This is a genomic window from Streptomyces sp. NPDC029466 (genome assembly GCF_055574515.1).
On sequence record NZ_JBVHZH010000063.1, the window covers coordinates 1 to 19,440 of the forward strand.

General features: G+C 66.7%; 15 protein-coding genes. 6 read left to right on the forward strand and 9 right to left on the reverse strand.

Going from position 1 to position 19,440, the window contains the following annotated elements; genetic code table 11:
• The first annotated feature begins 155 nt into the window (after positions 1–155).
• The 4 genes from ACZ4XD_RS33575 (at position 156) to ACZ4XD_RS33590 (ending at position 4,067) form a co-directional block, all read left to right on the forward strand.
• Complete coding sequence (locus ACZ4XD_RS33575) at positions 156–1,976, forward strand: albusnodin/ikarugamycin family macrolactam cyclase (protein ID WP_468048470.1); 1,821 nt, start codon at positions 156–158, stop codon at positions 1,974–1,976.
• A complete protein-coding gene (locus ACZ4XD_RS33580; protein ID WP_468048473.1) occupies positions 1,969–2,697 on the forward strand; it encodes a lasso peptide biosynthesis B2 protein in 729 nt (242 codons plus the stop codon). The genes ACZ4XD_RS33575 and ACZ4XD_RS33580 overlap by 8 nt, the downstream gene beginning before the upstream one ends.
• Positions 2,698–2,701: 4 nt before the next feature.
• Complete coding sequence (locus ACZ4XD_RS33585; protein ID WP_468048529.1) at positions 2,702–3,259, forward strand: GNAT family N-acetyltransferase; 558 nt, start codon at positions 2,702–2,704, stop codon at positions 3,257–3,259.
• A 142-nt stretch (positions 3,260–3,401) separates the two neighbouring features.
• Positions 3,402–4,067: a transposase family protein gene (locus ACZ4XD_RS33590; RefSeq protein WP_468048533.1), complete on the forward strand. Its 666-nt coding sequence runs from the start codon at positions 3,402–3,404 to the stop codon at positions 4,065–4,067.
• 101 nt (positions 4,068–4,168) lie between these two features.
• Here the strand turns inward: ACZ4XD_RS33590 and ACZ4XD_RS33595 are convergent, their stop codons facing one another.
• From ACZ4XD_RS33595 to ACZ4XD_RS33625, 7 genes are all read right to left on the reverse strand, one after another.
• A complete protein-coding gene (locus ACZ4XD_RS33595) occupies positions 4,169–5,140 on the reverse strand; it encodes a reverse transcriptase family protein (RefSeq protein ID WP_468048476.1) in 972 nt (323 codons plus the stop codon).
• Positions 5,141–5,266: 126 nt separating this feature from the next.
• Positions 5,267–6,022, reverse strand: a complete 756-nt coding sequence (locus ACZ4XD_RS33600) for a hypothetical protein (protein WP_468048479.1) — start codon at positions 6,020–6,022, stop codon at positions 5,267–5,269.
• A gap of 261 nt (positions 6,023–6,283) precedes the next feature.
• Positions 6,284–7,468 (reverse strand): serine/threonine-protein kinase, encoded by a 1,185-nt coding sequence (locus tag ACZ4XD_RS33605; RefSeq protein WP_468048481.1) that lies wholly within the window; start codon positions 7,466–7,468, stop codon positions 6,284–6,286.
• A 278-nt stretch (positions 7,469–7,746) separates the two neighbouring features.
• Positions 7,747–8,226, reverse strand: a complete 480-nt coding sequence (locus tag ACZ4XD_RS33610; protein WP_468048483.1) for an ASCH domain-containing protein — start codon at positions 8,224–8,226, stop codon at positions 7,747–7,749.
• On the reverse strand, positions 8,223–10,289 hold the full coding sequence (locus tag ACZ4XD_RS33615; protein WP_468048486.1) for a GNAT family N-acetyltransferase: 2,067 nt from the start codon (positions 10,287–10,289) through the stop codon (positions 8,223–8,225). Before ACZ4XD_RS33615 ends, ACZ4XD_RS33610 begins: the two co-directional genes overlap by 4 nt.
• A 418-nt stretch (positions 10,290–10,707) precedes the next feature.
• The gene (locus ACZ4XD_RS33620) at positions 10,708–13,257 is read right to left on the reverse strand and encodes a tetratricopeptide repeat protein (protein ID WP_468048488.1); all 2,550 of its coding nucleotides are present in this window, start codon (positions 13,255–13,257) and stop codon (positions 10,708–10,710) included.
• A 1,121-nt stretch (positions 13,258–14,378) separates the two neighbouring features.
• On the reverse strand, positions 14,379–15,491 hold the full coding sequence (locus ACZ4XD_RS33625) for an EcsC family protein (RefSeq protein WP_468048491.1): 1,113 nt from the start codon (positions 15,489–15,491) through the stop codon (positions 14,379–14,381).
• Positions 15,492–15,942: 451 nt separating this feature from the next.
• Here ACZ4XD_RS33625 and ACZ4XD_RS33630 point away from each other — a divergent pair, with 451 nt between their 5' ends.
• Positions 15,943–16,542 (forward strand): hypothetical protein, encoded by a 600-nt coding sequence (locus tag ACZ4XD_RS33630; protein ID WP_468048493.1) that lies wholly within the window; start codon positions 15,943–15,945, stop codon positions 16,540–16,542.
• A 24-nt stretch (positions 16,543–16,566) separates the two neighbouring features.
• On the opposite strand, the gene ACZ4XD_RS33635 is transcribed toward ACZ4XD_RS33630, so the two are convergent.
• Positions 16,567–17,367 carry a VOC family protein gene (locus ACZ4XD_RS33635; RefSeq protein WP_468048495.1) on the reverse strand — a complete coding sequence of 267 codons (801 nt, stop codon included), beginning with the start codon at positions 17,365–17,367 and terminating at the stop codon, positions 16,567–16,569.
• Positions 17,368–17,583: 216 nt separating this feature from the next.
• On the opposite strand from ACZ4XD_RS33635, the gene ACZ4XD_RS33640 reads away from it, so the two are divergent.
• Positions 17,584–18,105, forward strand: a complete 522-nt coding sequence (locus tag ACZ4XD_RS33640) for a hypothetical protein (protein ID WP_468048497.1) — start codon at positions 17,584–17,586, stop codon at positions 18,103–18,105.
• A 31-nt stretch (positions 18,106–18,136) separates the two neighbouring features.
• On the opposite strand, the gene ACZ4XD_RS33645 is transcribed toward ACZ4XD_RS33640, so the two are convergent.
• Positions 18,137–19,270: an acyl-CoA dehydrogenase family protein gene (locus ACZ4XD_RS33645; protein ID WP_468048498.1), complete on the reverse strand. Its 1,134-nt coding sequence runs from the start codon at positions 19,268–19,270 to the stop codon at positions 18,137–18,139.
• Between the last annotated feature and the right edge of the window lie 170 nt (positions 19,271–19,440).

A 19,440-nucleotide genomic window follows, 5' to 3' on the forward strand; every position in this document is an offset into this window, starting at 1 on the left:
GAACCGCACGTGGCGCAGAAGCGCAAACCCCCGGCCCCCCCCCCTCCCCTCTCCCCCCCCCCCCCCCCCCCCCCCCCCCCCCCCCCCCCCCCCCCCCCCCCCCCCCCCCCCCCCCCCCCCCCCCCGCACCTGCGTCCGAACCCCTGGAGGAATTGGTGATCTTCGGAGGCTTCAGCAATCCGCACAATCCCCACCCTCGCCCCGCCGGAGTGAAGCCCGTCGCGGCACGGTCAGCAACATGGCGGCTGGGGGACGGCGCTGCTCGCTCGGTGTCGAACGACAGCGGTCGGCGGCGCATCCTCATCCTGGGGCTTTGCGGTGCCACCAGCTTCGAAATGCAGTGCCTGGCCGGCAGCAAGCTGCCGCACGATATCGCGTGGCGTTGGCCCGGCTCCTACACGGTCGTGGAAGAAACCGAGGACGGTGTGGCCGTGTATTCGGACCCTGCCGCTGCCCGCCCCGTCTACCTCACCGCCTACCAAGGAGGGTGGGCGTGGTGCACCTCTGCTCGGACATTGGCATCGCTCATCGGTGCCCCTGTAGACACCCAGCGGCTGGCGTGCTCCGTATTTCTGCCCTCGGCACCCGTATTAGCGGGCCCACGGACCTTCTTCACGGGCGTTGAGCAACTGCCGCCCGGCAGCCGAATCGAGCTGCCCGCCGACGGCAGCAGCCCCAGGTGTACGACCTTGTGGCGGCCCGACGCCGACTCGGCAGGATCGCCCGTACAGCGTCTGCGCAGTGCGCTGACGGCCACCGTCGCATTACGAGTGGCAGCTGCCCCTGCCCTGTCGTGTGATCTGTCCGGAGGACTGGACTCGACCTCCGTCGCCGTTCTGGCAGCGCACGCGTTGCCGCCCTCCGGCCGTCTCAACGCCGTCACCATCCACCCCGAGGGCGACACGTCCGGTGCGGATCTGCACTACGCGCGCCTGACGGCCGAGGCGCATGAAGGTCGCATCACCCATCACCTGCTGCCGATGGCAGCGGAACACCTGCCGTACACCCGCATCACCGCCGTGCCGGCCACCGATGAACCAGCACCCTCCACCCTGATGCAGGCCCGTCTGACCGGCCAGCTCCGCTGGATGCGAACGCGCCTCGGAAGTCACACGCACCTCACCGGCGACGGAGGCGACAGCGTCCTGTTCCAGCCGCCTCTTCACCTCGCCGACCTGATACGCCACCGCCGCTGGAAGCGAGCAGCCAACGAGGCGTTCGGCTGGGCCCGCCTGCGGCACCACAAGGTGCTTCCCTTCCTCGCCGATGCCACGAAGGCCGCCAGGGCCAGCCGGCACCAAGCTCTCGCCACCCTCGCCCGCACCGTCGGCACGCCTGGCCGAAACGATCACGGGCTCGTCCGCTGGTTCCCCGTTCTGCCGTTCCCCGCCTGGGCCGAACCGACAGCCCGCCGCCTCCTGATACAGGCAGCACGCGAAGCCGTCGCTGCACCGGACACGCTGCCGGGCCTGGACGGATCCGTGCGAGTCCTGGTGGACGAGATCCGCGAAGTCGCACGCACGGCAGCGGCCGACGCCCAGCTGGCCGCCTCCTGCGGGATCGACATGCACAACCCGTTCCTCGACGCCACGGTGATGGACACCGTGCTGAGGACACCCCTCGACCAGCGTCCGCCGCTCCACGCCTACAAGCCACAGCTGAGCCAGGCCATGGCAGGACTGCTCCCGCCCGCCGTTGCGGCCCGCACCACCAAGGGCAGCTTCGACGCCGATCACTACGCCGGTCTGCGCGCCAACCTGACTGACCTCCTCGCCCTCACCGACGGCCACCTAGCCAGCCTCGGATTGATCAACCCCACTTCCCTGGGCCGCGCCCTGTGCGGGGCTGCCGCAGGCATCCCGATGCCGCTGGCCACCCTCGAACAAGCCTTGGCCGCCGAAGCCTGGCTGGTCGCCCACCACCGCGCCCCCGCACCTGCCTGGACGAGCGAGCCCGCCAGGAGCACAAATGATTGAGCCGTCCCCCTTCGCCACCGCCCCAGACCACGTCCGAGCCCTCGACTTCGGGCACGTCACGGTCCTCGTCAACTACCGCAATGGCCATGTCCAATGCCTGCTGCCCGCCGCGGCGGCGCTCTGGCGCGACGCAGCAGCGACCGGCCGCCTGGACGTCATGCCATCCGTTCTCGCCACCCGGCTTCTCACCACCGGCCTCCTGGTCAGAACCCTCACACCGACCCCGTGGCCAGCGCCTCTGATCGCGAAGGGCCCCAGCGCGAGCTGGGGCAGTGCAGAACACCCTGCCGGAGCCCTCAGGCCCGCTCCCACCCGCACCACCACTGCCGCCGCATCCGCTCTGGCCACGGTCCTCGCCATCAAACGAATCGGCACCCCGAGCACCACGATGAACCGCCTCACCACTGCACTGAGGAGGGCGGTGTCAACATGCCGCCGACCCGCCACCCACGACCAGGCACAGGCCGCCACCCTCGCCGTCCGCCGCGCCGGCTGGTACTCACCAGCAAGAACCGCCTGCCTGGAGGAATCCGCCGCCGCGGTACTCCTGCTCGCCACCCGGCGGCTGTCGGCCACCTGGTGCCACGGCGTCGCACCAGACCCCGTCCGGCTCCACGCCTGGGTGCAGACTGACAACGGAGCCCCGGCCGCCGAGCCACCCTCGACGCTCGCCTACACCGCCGCCCTCACCATTGGAGCCCGCCATCAGCACCAACACTGACCCAATCCTGTGGATCGGCACCGACACCTGCGCACTCGGCCCTTACCGCGCCGACCTCGTCGAGAAGTACTGGCGCTGGGAACAGGACCCCACCCTCCTCGTCGGCTACGGCCGCCAGGCACCCGAGTCCCTCGAAGCGCGCACCGAAGGCATGTCCCACCAACTCCGCGGCGAGAACATCCGCTTCACCATCTACGACCGCACCTCCGGCAAACCCGTACCCGCCGGAGTCGCCACCCTCCTGCCCGACCACGCCGTCCGCACCGCCGAATACATCATCATGCTCGCCCCCGAAGCCCGCGGACGAGGAATCGGCACCCAGGCCACCCGCCTGACCCTCGACTACGCCTTCCACATCACCAACCTGCGCATGGTCTGGCTCAAGGTCCTCGCCCCGAACACAGCAGGCATCCGGGCCTACGAGAAAGCAGGCTTCCGCAAAGCCGGCAACCTCCGCGAAGCCGGGTACTGGCTAGGGCAGACGTGCGACGAAGTCATCATGGATGCCGTCGCCGGGGAGTTCGAAGGCCCATCCGTCGTGACGCCTCTACTGCCCAGCTAGCGGTGCTCCTCCTGCACCTGACGGGTGAACGGCAGAGGTGCCCGGCCCGCATCTCCGCCTAGAGGTTGTCCCGTAACCGGTGAGGTGGTTGGTGCGTTGGCTGGGTATGGGTGGGGTGATCTCAGCGGATGATCCGAAGTAGATCGAGCCGTTCGCCGGGCTGACCGAGGTGCAGTTCGCCAGGCTGGTGGCGTTGGTGCGGCGGCACGGGGGCGACGTTCAGCGCGGTCGTCCCTGGCGGCTGACGCTGGAGGACCGGGTGTTGCTGGTGGCGACGTACTGGCGCACGAACCTCACGTTGCGGCAGGTGGCGCCGCTGTTCGGGGTTTCGAAGTCTGCAGCCGATCGCATCCTCGATCACCTGGCGCCTTTGCTGGCCTTCTCGCCGGCCCGCCGACCACGCAAGGACACCGTCTACATTGTCGACGGCACCCTGGTGCCCACCCGTGACCGCAGCGTGGCCACGTCCAGCAAGAACTATCGGTACTCGACGAACCTGCAGGTCGTCATCGACGCCAACAGCCGCCTGGTGGTGGCGATCGGCCTGCCGTTGCCCGGCAGCCGCAACGACTGCCGGGCGTTCACGGAGTCCGGCGTCGACCGGGCCTGCCGCGGCGCTCCGACCCTCGCCGACGGCGGATACCAGGGCACCGGCCTGCTCATCCCGCACCGCAAACGACGAGGTCAAACGCACCTCAGTCCCCACCAGGAAGCGGAGAACGCCGTCCACTGCCGGCTCAAGGGCGACGGCGTTCACCAGGCCATGCTCGGCATCGCCCGGCTCCATAACCTGGCCCTCACTGGATAACTCACACCCCATACGGGACAACCTCTAGGGGTCGTTACCGTGCGGGTGTGAGTGATTCGGTGAGGGCCAGGGAGTCGGGCATTGCCGAGCATGGCCCACCTCTAGAGCAGGTCGTATAGATCCTCTTCATACCCCTCTAGATCCTCGTCATCCCCCTCCGGAACTAGTCCATCGAATGCTCGCAGTAGTGGGTAGCCCACGTCTGGCTCGACTGCGGCGATATAGCATGCCCAGCCCAATAGCCGACGCCGATACATCCCCTCGTCCTCGCCACCGAACTCGGCCATATAGACCTCATAACCAAATTTCGATATCACGTGCAAGATCCATCGCATCTTACGCTTTAGGTTGCGCGGAATCCGGGGCCCGTCCGAGTCTCCGACATACAAACCGGTAACGTATTGCGGACCACCGCGGCGCATGAAAGCGGTCTTGCGCGTGTTTACCGACCAGCCAGCGTCGTCGAGAATACGAGCGATATCCGCCGAGTGGCGGTCAGTAACGTCGCCGGAGAATGTGAGATCGTCCACATAGCGCGTAAACGTCAGACCTTCCGACCGCGCATACTCGGCAAGCGAGCGGTCTGTGCCCAGGAAGGCCAAATTAGACAACAGGGGCGACGTACTAAGTCCGATTGGCAGCTTGCCGCCGATAGTAACGAGACTGACAGCAAGTTCCGCAGCCTTCTCATCGTAGTCTTGCTCTCGCAATGAAGCCCTTATTGTTGCGGCACCAATGGACGGAAAGAAATCCTCAAGATCCATGCGCAATACACACCTCTTCGCAAGGTGCTGACTGGCATTACTGATCGTGGAACGCCCGCGAACAAATCCGTGAACATGGTCGGGAGCTTCATACGAGAACCGGCCCGTAAAGCTCCGATGCAAATTCTTGCTAACGGCGTTGAATGGCGACTTCAGCTCGAATACTTCTCGTATTCCGCCGCGCTTCTTGCGGTGCCTCCGCTGGACATAGAAACGCCCTTCACCCGCAGGCAGCTGCGCGGATAGCCATTCTAGATTTTCAACCGATAAGCCAGCCTGCTCAGCCAGCTGATCAACCGAGAAAGACACTGGACCCCCTGCGGTGGCGTGTCAGGAGGTAGGGCCACACTCCCGTGCAAGGGCTATCATGCAACGCACGCGAACTCGCGCACAACGTTGACCGCGACCCTACCTCAGGCGTGAGCATATCACACATCAATGAAGGGGGTCCTTTCGACTGGAAATGCGACCAAGCTCGAACGAATAGAGCATGGAAACGGACGGTTCAATCTCGCGGAATGCTCTATAAGCGTAGTCTTTCGGGTTCTTGGTGCGGTCCTTTTGGAGCCATCTACTTACGTCGGCCATGGCATAGTCGATGATGGCCGTAGACATATAATCACGCTTAGTGACCATTGAAATATTCGGCCGTGGCAACGATGCATCTCTACCGGCCTTTTTGCGGGCCCGCCTGACGACGGCATCGGGAAGTCGGCGAATGATCGACGCCATTTCTTCGCTCTGCTCTATGTAGCAAAGAAACTCGGGTTCACGGCGATGCCGAATCAGTAAATCACTCAACAACTTTACGTACATGAACTCGATTAGCTCGGATTCGGCGTTACGGGGGAAACTCGTTCGATCAGTGACGACCATATACGCCCTGAAGAAGGTGGTCCGCATGAGCTCTCGAAATGGGACGGAGATCTCTGTCGGATCGTTCGAGCTGTGAAAACCGTCCTTGCGAAAATCTTCGAAGCTGCCAAATCCGGTCAAGCTACGCCTCGCGACCAGGCGTTTGTACAGATCCTGAATTCTTTCCTCGATGTCTTCTGCATCGTCACCCAGTTCAACCGCGCCTACGATCAATGGCTGGGAAGCGTTTCCGTTTCCCGACTCGTCCATAAATAGCTTCACCGCAAGTATCCTTTCATGAGCCATGCCGCAACGCCGCCAAGCCATCCGCGTCATCAGGCTAGAAGAGTAATGGTGTTCACCAGGCCATACTCGGCGTTTCCCGGCTCCCCAATCTGGCCCTCGCCGGATAACTCACACCCATACGGGACAACCTCTAGACAGAGGAAGGGAACGGGACCGTGCATCGCTGATCCAGACAGCGTCAGCGGCATGACCGCATCGGCTGGGTACGCGCAAGATCTCCGTACGCAGCCGCATCACGCCGCTCCCGCGCAAAGACATCGGGGACCTCCTGCGCTGGCCCGCTGTTCGTTCCTACGCCTCGCCGCCGTCCGTGCGCGAGGACGCCGGAGCGCACCCCGTCTGGCTGAGGGCTTCGGCAATCAACTCGCGGCATACCCGAATCAGTTCATGCGGTTGGCCGCGTACACCCGCCAGGCGGACGGCCCGCTCCACGACCGCCTCGTTGTCCAGTGATTCGAGCCAGATCCGGACCGTTTCCGCCTCGGGTCCTTCCGGGGAAGGAGCGAGGACCTCGACGAGATCGGCACGGGCGACGGCAGCCGCGATCCTGTCCCTGGCACGCAGCACAGCGGGCGTGCGGCCCGCCGTTGCTAGTTCGGCGCGCAGGTCCCCGTGTCCGACCGTGATGTCGAGCTGCGGCGGCAGCGAGCTCACCTCGTAACTGCCGGTGGCAAGAACGGGAATGGCTATGGTGCGCACCCAGTCTTCAAGAAGGTCCAGCTCATGGGCGGCGATAGCCCACACCTCAGTGTGAGGCCACTGCAGAGATACGGTCGGCACCACGGAGAAGGCAATTCGGGCGCCGCGCGGGGCAGCGGCGAGTACATCGCCCTCCCGTAGGGGCAGGCCGTCGCCCGGTCGGGGCCGCGGTTTGAGGGGAAGCGCAACGGTCAGATCGCTGCGCGGATCGTCCGGGTACACGGCCCCGAGCCGGGCTGCCGCGACAGCGGGGGTACGGTGCTTAGCCAGGTTGGTGTAGACGGCCAGGAGCCGCAGCGGATGCTCGTCGGCGTCCCGGCGCTGGAACGGCTGAAGCCTCTCGATACGCTGCGCAAGAGGCGTTTCGGCATGAAGCGGCGGAAGTCGGCGCCGCCGACCGTCTCGGAACCACTTGGCAAGCGCCCCGGCCTCCGTGGTCGCGGGCATCTCGACACCCCGTGCCTCTTCTTCGGTCAAGGGCCGCCCAAGACTGGCCTCGACCTCCGCGTACAGGGTGTGCTCCAACGCAGCCCGCAACTGGGTGAGAGCATCAGCCACGAGCCGGGGCACCGCTTCCGGGAGAGGCGCAAGCGCCTTGACCACAACCTCCACCCGGCTGCCTGCGACCACCTCGGCGAACGTGATCGGCCCTTGCTCAGTGTAATCATGAGTCAGCCGCAGCGCTTGGTCGATCGTGTGATCCACATGGGCCAGCGTCGCGACCACGTGAAGCTGGTGGTCCGGCAGCCAGGAGTAGTCCACGTCGTAAGGGCTCATGAACACGACCCTAGCGACGGGCTCCGAACCAATGGCCGGATGACGGTTCGGGCCTGGCTGGTGCCTGGTCCTGCCGATCTCGCCGAGCAGGGCGTCTCCAGGCGGCGCCTCGATGCCGCAGACAGCGCAACACGACAGTTGCCCTACAAACACGACATCCATCGCGCTCGGCCTCAACAGGCCGAACCCCCAGGCGATCGGTTGAAGGGCGTGTCGGTGGCAACCTCATACGCCCAAAGCTATCCGTGTCCGTCACCCCTCTTGAGGCAGCCCTTGCGCTAGGCGGACACCAGGTCTCCCAGCGCTTCGCGAAGGGTGGTGCCCACGACAGGTCCTGCCACGGCTACCTGCAGAAGCTCATCGCCCTTCATGTAGCGGTAGCTCTGCGGAGGGTGGAAGGCCCCCGCAGCCCGCAGTGCGCTGAGCGTCACCGGCTCGTCGAAAGAATGAGGAGCCTCCAATGTGAGGCCACTCGCCTGGGTCGCGCCGCGCATGTAGGTGTCGTACTCCCGCCGAGAGATTCCCGTCTGGGTGCGATGGGCGGACCACACCTCCTTGGGAGAGGCGACGTGGACTGCTGCGATGCGCGCCGTGCCCACCAGGGCCATGGTGGGCGCGGTCGCGTACAGCAGAACCAGGGTTCCGGGGGGCACAGCGACGCGCTGGCGACGGACCTCCACCGTCTTGCTGCCGGCCAGGATCGCGGTGGCGAAGCGCGGATGGACGGACAGCAGCATCGCGCGTTCCGGATCGTTCACGTCGTTCGGTGCCCCTCTTGGTAGACCGCCTGGAACAGCTCTCTGCTGATCCTGGACAACGAGATCAGCGAGCTCGGCGACCACGGTAGTCCCTGCTCCCTGGCCAGTGAGGTCAATCGCCGCAGCGTCACCGGCTTCGGGAAGATCTCGGTGTCCGAGAACCTCAGCGCCATGGCGCGTCCCGAGGCATCGGCAGCATCTTGAACCTCAGCCCGACCATATACACCCAGGTGTTCGAATTTCGAGTAGAGGGTGAGGGGCGTGTCGATGAGCACTTCGTCGAGTCGCGAACTGCCCACCACCATTTGACCTTCGCCCGGGAAGTGGCCCTCGCTGACGTACCAGAGCAGGCGAGCCGGGACGCTCTCACCCCGGCGGCCCGAGGAGCGGTAATAGACGTGCTCTCTGCTGATTCCCAAGACGTCGCTCCGCGGAATGAGCATGGCGGGAACGTCGAACAGCTCGGTCGACCAGCGCGGCTTGATGGGCACCAAGAAGGAGGGCAGTTCGGAGTCGATGACCTTAGCCGGCCACCACGCCCGTTCCACCACGGCGGCCACCTCTGCGGGCATGCCGACCCGGAGCGCGGTCGTCTCCACGGTCAGCTCCCGAGCCAGGCCACCGGCCACAGCCTCCACCTCCGCGGCCGTCCCACACACGTTCACGAGGAGGGCGACGAGGCTGCCGTCATGCTCGAAGAACCCGTCATCGCCTGCTGCGGACTTGGCAGCCTCTGATGGATGCGGATCGCTGATGCGGATGATCTCTGCACCGTAGCTCCGGCCGAGCCGTTTGATCAGGAAGAGAAGTTGCCGGGCCAGTGTCTCTTCGAGCGCGTGGCTGGCCGTGCGAAGGACGGGAACAACCAAAGTTCGCCCGTCCAGCGCCCACGCATAGAGGGCGACTGGACAGCCCTGACCATCTCGGAGCAGCTCGCGACGCCAGGCGACCTCTCCTTCGTTCAGCGACCGCAGCCGCTCAGCGAAGGGCGATCCGTCGTCACCGCCCGACTGGCGAAAGAAGGCGATCAGCTCGCCCTCCGCACCTGGTGCCACCTCGCCGGACCGGAACTCCGTCCCCATCAGATCGGCAGGGCGGTACACCTGGGCCTGCCGCAATTCGTCCGCGTGCAGCGTCACGGTGGAAGGCAAGACAACCCGAACGCGGGCGACATCCCAGGCGACGTCGGCCAGGCGGGACAGCAGCGGCTCACGGGTCGCCAGGACTTGCAGCCCGGCGCACGAGGTCTCGGCCACATACCGCAGGTGAAGCCGAAGCTCAGCGTCGACAGTCAGGGCGGGGGTGGCCTGCTTAGCGGCTTGAAGCAGTTCACGGCTTCTTTCGTCTACGGCCGCCGATTCGGGGGCAAGCTTGCGCAGACCAGTCAGCGCCGCACGTTGGTGCTGACGTTCTGCCGCGTCAGTGAGGTCCCGGATCTGATGGACCAGCTGGGGTGTGTAGGCGAGCTCGACGAGATCCGCCATCCAGCCGGCTTCCAACGCGCGGGACTCCTCCGCGTCGTCCGTGTCGGCAAGGCCGCGCAAATCAGCGAAAACGCTATGGTCGACCGTCACCAGCAGGAGCGCGTCGCTCTCCATCTCCGTGAACAGATCCGGATGACCGAGGTCCAACCACCAGCCGTCCAGGATCTCGCCATCCCGGCCCCGCCCTCGAACCTCGCCATCCGGGACGAAACCTAGGCTTCTCCACATCCCGCTGAGGTTGTAGTCCCGGCGGCACTTGGCCTTGATCCCAAGTCGTTGCGGGTACTGCTCTTTGATGCCCTGCACCAGACGGCGGGCGATTCCCCGGCCGCGCTGCTCCTCCGCCACGCACAAGTGCGCGAGCCGGATGCGCGCACTCCTCTTCGGGAGTCCGAACAGCGCGTAGCCAATCACCTCATCAGATTCGACGACGGCTAGAAGACCGCCATCCTCTGCCGCTTTCCGGTAGGCAGGAGGCGTCAAAAGCCCCAGGGTCTTCGTGTAGCGATCCCCTAGAGCTACGGCCTTGTCGATCAGCTCGTCCTGCACAGGCGAAACGGACACCAACTTGATCGTCACTGCTCCCCCTCCAGTTGGGCCGGTCACGACCGACCACAACTCCCCTGTCAGTACATACAGGGAATTCTGATCTCACTCTCGGCAGCCCCTCAAGGGGGCACGAGGGGCGCACGGTGCTGCGGTGACTGTCACACGCGATGCCGACGTGTCGGAATCCGGCCAACGGACCATCAGTCGCCGCTCAGCCCGTCTCCGCCACTTGGACTGCGCGCTAAGGTGCGTGACGGATCTGGCCAGGGCCTGATCCGAGGGATCGCTCCAAGCTCTGACGTGCTTCCGGAGACTGCTTGAAAGCCGACTCGGATTCAGGGTGCCCGAACGGCTCCCTTCCTTCACCACCACGGTCGACACGGACTGTGGGGTCACACCCCGATTAGCATGGCCCCCACTCACTCATCCCTTCAGAAGAACCGCACTCTTACTGCAAGAGGGTGCTGAGCTCGTCGGCTCGCCCTGCCTGTACGTATGCAGCGGCAAGGCCAGCAAGAGCAGCGACGGTGGTGGAGTGGTCGGCGCCATGGATTCGCCTACTGTCGGCAAGTAGCCGCTCCATATGAGCAATGACCTGGTCGATGTGGCCCGCCTGCCAGTGGGCTGCAGCAAGGTTGCCCCGGACCGCGAGCGTGTCGGGGTGATCAGGGCGAACTCGTTCGCTGTCGGCGAGCACCCGATTGAGGATGGCGATGGCCCTATCGACGTGTCCCGCCTGCCAGTAGGCACTGCCGAGGCTGGCGCGGCCAACGAGGACGCTGTGATCGTCGGGCCCCACTCGCCGTTCCAGGGCAGCCAACGCCTCCTCCTCAATGGTGAGGGCCTCTTCGATGCGCCCCTCATGGTGGTAGTAGCAATCTGCAAGGCGGCGGCGAATCTTGAGGGTATCGGGGTGGTCGGCGCTTAGGATCCTTTCGCTGTCACGGAGCGCCTGTTCCAGGTAGGCAACGGCGTCGGCGATGCGCCCAGCTTTCTCATAGGAGGCGGCGAGATTGCTACGGGCAACGATTGTGTCGGGATGGTCGGGTCCCGCAGTCCGCACCCGGGCGGCGAGTACTTCCACCTCTACGCTTATGGCCTGGTCGATGTGCCCCGCCTGGCGGTAGAGGACAGCTAGGTTGCCGCGTGCGGCAAGAGTTTTGGGGTGATCGGAGCCCATCGTTCGTTCGCAGTCATCGAGCAGTTGCTCTGCGATCGAACGGGCCTCATCGGTACGTCCGGCATACCCGTAGGCGGCAGCGAGGTTGTGCCGCGCCGCGAGGCTGTTGGGATGGTCAGGCTCCAACCTCCTCTTGCAGTCGGCTGCTACCTGCTCCATGAGGCTAACGGCGTCGTCAGCGCGCCCGCTTTGTTGGTAGACGCCGGCGAGATTGCCGCGGGCAACAAGAGTGTCGGGGTTGTCAGGCCCCAACGTCTCTTCACAGTCGGCGAGTACCTGCTCCAGGACGGTAACGGCGATATCGGTCTGCCCCGCTTGACGGTGTGAAGCGCCGAGCTGGATGCGGGCAACGAGGGTGCCTCGGTTATGGGGTCCGTGTACGCGATCGCTGTCAGTGGCGAGTTGCTGCCAGTAGGCGGTGCCAGAGGCTGTCAGACCTGCATTTGCGAGGCTGTAGCCAGCGGTGTAAAGGACTGCGTGGCCTTCGGGGTACCAGAGGTGGTCGCCGCTATGGCCAGCGAGGGCCTCAGTGTTGGCGCGCATAGCAGCCGCGAGGTCGGGATGAGGCTGATCGGGATCGGGCCAGGCTTCAAGCAGGGAACCGGCAGCTGCAGCTGCAAGTCCCGGGAGGACTTCAGGCGGGGTGGATTCCCGCACAGCACGGGCCGTGAGGGCATGGATTCTCACTGCACGGGGTTCCGCACGCGTGTCACACGTGAGTAGTGCGTAGCGGTGCAAGATGCGCAAGGCGGCATGGGCTTGCTCGGCGGTGGCCGCTGGCGCCTTCTCGTGCTGAGGAGCATGCGGCGGCATGCGGCAGATGGTGAGGTAGCGGAGGGCTGTGAGGGTGCCCCACACACCACGGGGATGGCCAGCCGGGTCCAAGAGGGCAGCCAATGTCAGGGCCGGGGTGACCAGTCCGGTGGGGTCGGCACGCTGTGCGGCCTCCAGGGACAACAGCAGGGTGGCGGTGATCTGCCGTCCATAGCCATCGGCGTCAGCCGATTCTGGCAGTGCCTGCTCCAACCGGGTGCGGTGGAAGCGGTCGAGGTACTCAGCGCTGGAGAGGTCCTCGTTGATCATGTAGGCGGCAGCGTGCCCCAAAGCGAGCGGGAGGTAGCCCAAGGCTTCGGCTAGGGCTCCGCTGTGGTTGTCCAGGAGATGACCCATGCCGTCGCCATCCAGCCGGGCGCGCAGATAGGCGTGCGCCTCGTCAGGCGTGTAGACATCGATTGCGATGCGGGTACGGCCACCGCCGGACAGCCGAGCGTCATGCAGGCGGCTAGTGGCCAGCACCCAACCGGTGCCGGTGCGGCTGGCCGGCCACCATGGGGCGAGGCCAGTGGGGTCGGTGATGTTGTCCAGAACCACCAACCATCGGCGGGGAGTGGTGGCCAGCCACGAGAGAAAGGCACGGGCAACCACTTCGGGGTCCCCCGCGTCGGCGCCCGGAACTCCGATGCGAACGGCTGCCTGCGCATACTGCGTGATCACCTGGTGCGTGTGGGCAGCCGATGCCCAGACCACCAGCTCCGTGCCATCCGCCACAGCTTCGGTGGCGTAGGCGGCAGCCAGCTGGGATTTACCGACGCCGCCACCACCGGAAAGCACCTGAGTCAGCACGACGGATTCACCGCCCGAACGGGCCGCTTCAACCTTCTTGCGCAGGTTGCTCCGAGACTGGAACGCTGTGGCCAACGCCGGAACCGCCCCGATCTCCAGCGGCCATGTCACCTCCAGCCCTCGGTCGCGGGGCAGATGCACGTGCTGTTCCCCGATGTTGGTAACCCGACTGTAGGGGCCGAGCGCGTTGCCCACGACGTCACCGCCGGCTCCTACGCCGCCGCGGCTCACCCTCACGTGTCGCGCGCTGTCCGGGGGAACGGTGGTGCCCGTCTCTGCCGCATGAGAGTCCACGTATCGGTCACTCGCCGCAGGGGTGCCGTCTTCCGGGCTGGGGCTGGCAGATGATCTTCCGCGACGCCACGGCAGCTCAGTCATCGACGGCTCTCGTTGCCAAAGGCGTTGTCGGTCATGTCCCCGCCAGCTACTACGGCACCTGGGCCTGCCTGAACGTGATCGTGGCCTCGCTGGGTTGTGGGCCGACGATCAGGAGTTCGCGATCCCGACACCTGTGACCGGTCACCGACGGCGTTGCCGGCGAAATTGCCGCCGGCAGCGAACCCACCTCGCCTCGCCCGGACCTGGCGTCCCACACGACCACTACCTCTGGGGGTGCGGATCAGGGCGACGAAGGAGCCCACCGCACCCACCAGGCCGACCACTGCGCCTATGAGACTTGATACGAGCGCTGCTGTGTTCAAATCGGCCATCACTGCCACTGCAACTAACCCGACCGACGCCGTGCCCGCCAGCACCACAGCCAGCCACAGCGCGCCGCGACCCGATTCCGAGCTCCCCACCATTAAGACCTCCCACCCGTGCGGCACTCTATGCACTCGCCGAAACCCACGCCTCGTCCGTCGGCAGTCGGTGCTTAGACCGTAGCGCCGCTCACACGGTCGTGACCTCAATTCGCACACAAAGCCCTGCTCCTCGCCGATATATAGGTCGCCGCGCGCTCCGACCTGAGTCACCAGGCGAATGTCCCCGTGTGCGCGATGAACTGGCAGTCAGCGTCCGCCACTTCCCGAGAACGCCAGAAATCCGCCTCACGGCCCTTCAATCCCAGCCATCGTTGCAGGTCAGAGCCACCTCATGCCGGTAACCACCTGGTGCCTTCTAAGCACCTGCTGCATCTCGTGCTGCCGCAACATCGACAGCACCGGTCGGGTGATAGTCGCTGTTCCTCGCTGGGCAGCGGGTATGTCAAAGCCCCGGCGGAGTGGCCTGTTGCCAGGGCCGACGCTCCACCGGGGCGTCAGAGCAATCCCAGCTCGCATTCTTGGCCCCGCTCCGGGCATGTGAACCGCGTCGGTTCAGCGGAGGTCGGGTCCGCCCGCCTCGGCGAGCTCGCCAAGCACACTGATCGCCTCGTCGGCGTCGTCCGGGACGTCCGTGTCGGAATCAGGGAACGATGCGGATGCCTCCTCGTCACCGAGATGTGGGTACTTCTCAAGGAGGAACCGCCGCCGGTACGCCACGTCGGCGGCGTCAACGATCCCCTCCAATGTGGTCCAGTTGAGGCTGCCTCCAACGAGGATCCCAAATGCGGGTACGGCTTTGCCGAGTCCCTTCTTGGTAAGGCGAAAGCCGAACGCCTTCGCGAACTGCGCGGAGACCTTGGTGACAACTGCCTCGTTGAGGACCGCCCACGTCTTGCCGCGGACGAGTGCTTGAGTGAGCCGTGAGATGTCGGCCATCGCGGCGGTCTTGGCGGTGGCCGACGTTGCCGTCCCGGCATTGACAACAGACATCACGAAGAGCCTCTCGGCAGGCTCTTCGGGGTCGTAGCCGTAGAGCAGCGAGATCTGACCGACGCAGCGAGATGCGAGTCCGAGGACGACTGCTGCATCGGCAGCAAAAGCACCGACGATTGCACCTCCCGAAGGCGCTGCCGCAGCGCCGGCGGAGGCAGCGGTGACGAGCTGTCCTCCGGAGATCACAAGCCCAGCACCCGCTCCAGCAAGCGCAGCACCGGCGGGGTAGTACCAGCTCGCTGCCCGTCCACGGACAGCATCGACCTGCTCGAGGCCGAGGCGGCGCAGGTCGGACAGTGATGCAACATCGTGCCCGCGCTTCTTGTGGAGCGCCACCACCCGTTTGGAGGAGAGTCCCACTCGCGAGACCCGTCCCGCCGTCTGCCGCATGGACTGAAAAGCGGCGCCGCTCCAGTCCGGGAGGGCGTCGGCGGCTCCGCGAACCCCGGCGCTGACCTTGTGAGCGCCCTTGGCAGCGATTTCCTGTCCACGCGAAACCGCCGATTGGGCCCGTGGGTGGTTCTCCAGGTACTTCGCGGCACGCTTGCCGAGTTCCGCAGCGCCGATGGCCACTTGCTCGCCAGTGTTTCTCATTACTCGTGACAGCGGGCGGCCCTTGAACCGTTGGATGTCACGCCATGCCGCGAGCTCGTAGTCCGAGGGGTCTGCCATACCGCGATGGTAGTTGCCAAGACCTTCGCGCAGTGCCGTAATGCTGCGCACCGGTTCACGCGCACCACGCAGCTGCATAGAGCCAAGAGAATGGCCATCGGCAGTGGGAGCCCCCTGGGACTTTCCTGGGACTTCCGGCTGCATCAACAGGCACGAGCGTGAAACAGCCGAAAGGCCATCAGCACAGGTCAGCGCCCCGCAGCCACCCATCGCGGCAGGTCACGGGGCCGCCAGGTCTCTTCCGGGATATCTGAACGGCTGTCACCACCGCCGCCCCCCTTCCTGACCTGCAACGACCTGGGTCGGGAAGGGGGGCGGCGGCATCCGCGGGAATCGCCCGGTGAGGTCCCGTACGCACTGCGGCGCGGCATCCACCGGCGGGCGGCCAACTCCGTTGTCAGTGGCTGCTGTCAGGCTGAGTGTCGGCTCGCACCGTCGTCTGGAGGACAGCATGAGTGTCGATCTCGGTCCGCTGGTCATCGCTCGCCGCAGCGGCGGTGAGCCGATTCGGGCCAAGGGGGAAACGGTGGGCAGGCTGGGGGACTTCTGGAGCTGGGCGTGCTCCGACCTGGCCAACAACACCATGCGGGGTGTTCTGGCGGAGTACGTCGTGGCCACGGCGTTGGGTGCCGCCACCGGTACCCGCACCGAATGGGACACCGTTGACATCCGTACACCCGAGAAGTGGCGCGTCGAGGTCAAGTCGGCGGCTTATCTCCAGTCGTGGGCGCAGTCCCAGCCGTCGGACATCTCGTTCTCCATCGCGCCGGCCTCCGGCTGGGACGCACAGACCGGCACCGCGTCGGCCGAAGTACTGCGCCGTTCCGACGTGTACGTCTTCTGCCTGCTGCACCACCGGGACAAGCAGACCCTCGATCCACTCGACCTCGACCAGTGGACCTTCTACGTCCTGCCCACCCGGGTCCTGGATGAGCGGTGTGCGGTCCAGAAGACCATCAGGCTCTCCAGTCTGAAGCGCCTCAGCCCGCTGGAGGCCGACTTCACCGGGCTGCCGAAAGCGGTCGCCGGCTGCGCCGAAGGCACGCGATAGCCCACTACGCCCCCCACCCCCACCTCACCCCCGCCCCTCCGGTGTGAGTACCACGAACTCCGCGCCCGAGGGGTCCGTGCAGACGGCGAGGCGGCCGACGCCCTCGGCGGTTTCGGGGCCCATGGAGAGGGTGCCGCCGTTGCCGGTTGCCAGGCCGACGGTGGCGTCGCAGTCCCGGCAGCCGAAGACCGGGTGCCAGTACGGCTTTCCGCCGGGGCCGAGCAGGTCCGCGGGAACGCCCATGAGGCCGCCGTGCGTCCGTTCCTCGCTGCAACCGGCGGGGGTGAGCAGGGTGTAGGTGCCACCGCCGCCGGGGAGCGGCATGTCCTGGGTGCCCCAGCCGAAGACGGACTTGTAGAAGGTCTGCGCGGCGGCGGGGTCGGTGGTGTAGAGCTCGGTCCAGACCAGCGTGCCCGGTCCGTCCGCGGCCTCGACGCCCGGGTACCTGGCCGGTTCCCAGACGGCGAACTCCGCCCCTTGCGGGTCCGTGAGCTGGGCGAACCGCCCGTCGTCCGTACCGACGCCGGCCGGCGCCACGCGGACCGAGCCGCCCGCCCGCTCGACCGCTGTGACCGAGGCGTCCGCGTCGGAGGTGTGGAAGTAGAGCGTCCAGGCGGAACGGGCGCCGTCCTCGGTGAGCGGGCCGACCGCGCCGACGGCCTTGCCGTCCAGCCGGAAGAGGGTGTATCCGCCCGCGTCCTGGCCGCCGTGCGGTTCGGCGTGCCAGCCGAACACGGCCCGGTAGAAGGCCGTTGCGGCCTCGACATCCGGAGCGCCGAGGTCGAGCCAGCAGGGGGAGCCGGGAACGAAGTCAGTAGTGATCATGGCGATTCCCTTCGCGGATCCTCTCTGCTGTCAGCCTGACATCCGGCCACGGCCCTCGCCCGTCGGCCGGAATTCGGCGTCCGTGCCTGCGCTTGCTAGCCTGACGCGCGCTCGTCAAGAACGCTCGGCGAGCGCATCATCAATCGAACGCGCGTATAGGTACGCGCTCAGAGCGGCCGCCCGAGGGGCGGCCGTTTTCACGGGGGAGAAATAGCTATGCAGTTTCGCCATGTCCGCGCTGTCGCCGCATGTGCACTGGTGGTCGTCGCGCTGACCGGTGCCCGGCATTCGCATGGCGGGGGCTGCGGCAGCAGCCACAGCTCCAGCTCCGGTTCCAGCGGCGGCTACAGCAGCAGCGACGGCGGTTACAGCAGCTCCGGGAGCACCACCAGCAGCGGCTCCACCACGGGTGGTTCGCCGACCGCCGGCTCCACCACGCCGCCCGAGTCGGACATCCAAATCAGCGACTGCCAGGTCGACAGCCAGGCCGGGACGCTGAGCGCCAAGCTGAGCGTGACCAACGGCAACTCGCAGGGCACGGCGTCCTACAACGGCACCGTGCAGTTCACCGACGAGACCGGCGCCACCTTCGGCTCGGCGGAGATTGCCGTCAGCGGGGTGGCCGCCGGCCAGACCCGGCCCGCCTCGGTCTCCGGCACCTTCATCAAGGGCCCCGGCGGCCAGGGGCCGAGCTCGGGCAAGTGCAAGCTGGGCCAGGTCTGGAAGGTGAACAGCTGAGGCGCCCAACGGGCTGACACGGTCGCGGACTTCAGGGCCGCGACCGGTACAGCTCCTTGGCGATGATCGAGCGCTGCACCTCCGTGGCGCCCTCGTAGATGCGCGGCGCCCGGACCTCGCGGTAGAGGTGCTCCAGCAGATGGCCGCGCCGGAGTGCGCGGGCGCCGTGGATCTGCACGGCGGCATCGACGACGTACTGGGCGGTCTCGGTCGCCAGCAGCTTGGCCATGGCCGAGCGGCGGGCGATGTCGGGGGCCCCGGTGTCGTACGCGGAGGCCGCCGCGTAGACCAGGAGGCGGGCGGACTCGATCCGGGTGGCCATCTCGGCGAGCTGGTGGCCGACGGACTGGAGGTCCTTGAGGGGGCCGCCGAACGCGGTGCGCGCGCCCGCATGCGTCAGCGCCGCCTCCAGCGCGGCCTGCGCCATACCGACCGCGAAGGCGCCGACGCTGGGCCGGAAGAGATTCAGCGTGGCCATCGCGACGGCGAATCCGCCGCCCACGTCGCCCAGCACGTCCTCCCTGGTCACCGGCGTGCCGTCGAAGACCAACGTGCCGATCGGATGCGGGCTGAGCATCTCCAGGTGCTCGCCGGTCAGGCCCGGGCGGTCGGCGGGGACGAGGAAGGCGGTGACCCCGCGCGCCCCCGCCGCGCCGCCCGTCCGGGCGAAGACGGTGGCGAAGTCGGCCTCGGGGGCGTTGGAGATCCAGCACTTCTCGCCGGTGAGCCGCCAGCCGTCCGGGCCGTCCGGCTCGGCGGCCAGGGCCAGCGCGGCGGCGTCCGAGCCCGCGCCCGGCTCGCTCAGCGCGAAGGAGGCGACCGCCCGGCCGGCTGCCACCTCCGGCAGCCAGCGGGCCCGCTGGGCGGCGGTCCCGGACTGCACCACCGGGTAGGCCCCCAGGCCCTGGAGCGCCAGCGCGGTCTCCGCCTCCGTGCACTCCTGGGCGAGGGATTCCCGCAGCAGACAGAGGTCCAGGGCACGCAGCGCGCCCTCGGCGGGGAACAGACGGCGCAGCAGGCCCAGTTCACCGAGGGCGGCGACCAGCGGTCGGTTGACCCGGCCCTCCTCCCCCTTCTCGGCCAGCGGACTCAGCCGTTCGGCGGTCAGCGCGCGCAGTTCGGCGCACCATTGCTGCTCGTCCGGTCCCAGCGCGAATACGGTCACGAGGCGGCTCCCTGGTAGCGGTCCTCTATCGCGGTCTGTTGACTGCCGTCACGAACACGTTACGCTGACGACGGATCCGAACGGCAGTCCTCGACCGCGGAACGCGCAGCAAACCGAGCAGTCCCCGATCCCGGCCGCCCGTCGGCCACCCCGCCCTAGGACAGGCCCAA

Bases quoted from the DNA above. Each gene is read 5' to 3' on its own strand.
- ACZ4XD_RS33635 (WP_468048495.1), bottom strand. From the start codon at position 17,367: ATGATCACTACTGACTTCGTTCCCGGCTCCCCCTGCTGGCTCGACCTC.
- ACZ4XD_RS33625 (WP_468048491.1), bottom strand. From the start codon at position 15,491: ATGGCAGACCCCTCGGACTACGAGCTCGCGGCATGGCGTGACATCCAA.
- ACZ4XD_RS33630 (WP_468048493.1), top strand. From the start codon at position 15,943: ATGAGTGTCGATCTCGGTCCGCTGGTCATCGCTCGCCGCAGCGGCGGT.
- ACZ4XD_RS33600 (WP_468048479.1), bottom strand. From the start codon at position 6,022: ATGACGCGGATGGCTTGGCGGCGTTGCGGCATGGCTCATGAAAGGATA.
- ACZ4XD_RS33605 (WP_468048481.1), bottom strand. From the start codon at position 7,468: ATGAGCCCTTACGACGTGGACTACTCCTGGCTGCCGGACCACCAGCTT.
- ACZ4XD_RS33580 (WP_468048473.1), top strand. From the start codon at position 1,969: ATGATTGAGCCGTCCCCCTTCGCCACCGCCCCAGACCACGTCCGAGCC.
- ACZ4XD_RS33640 (WP_468048497.1), top strand. From the start codon at position 17,584: ATGCAGTTTCGCCATGTCCGCGCTGTCGCCGCATGTGCACTGGTGGTC.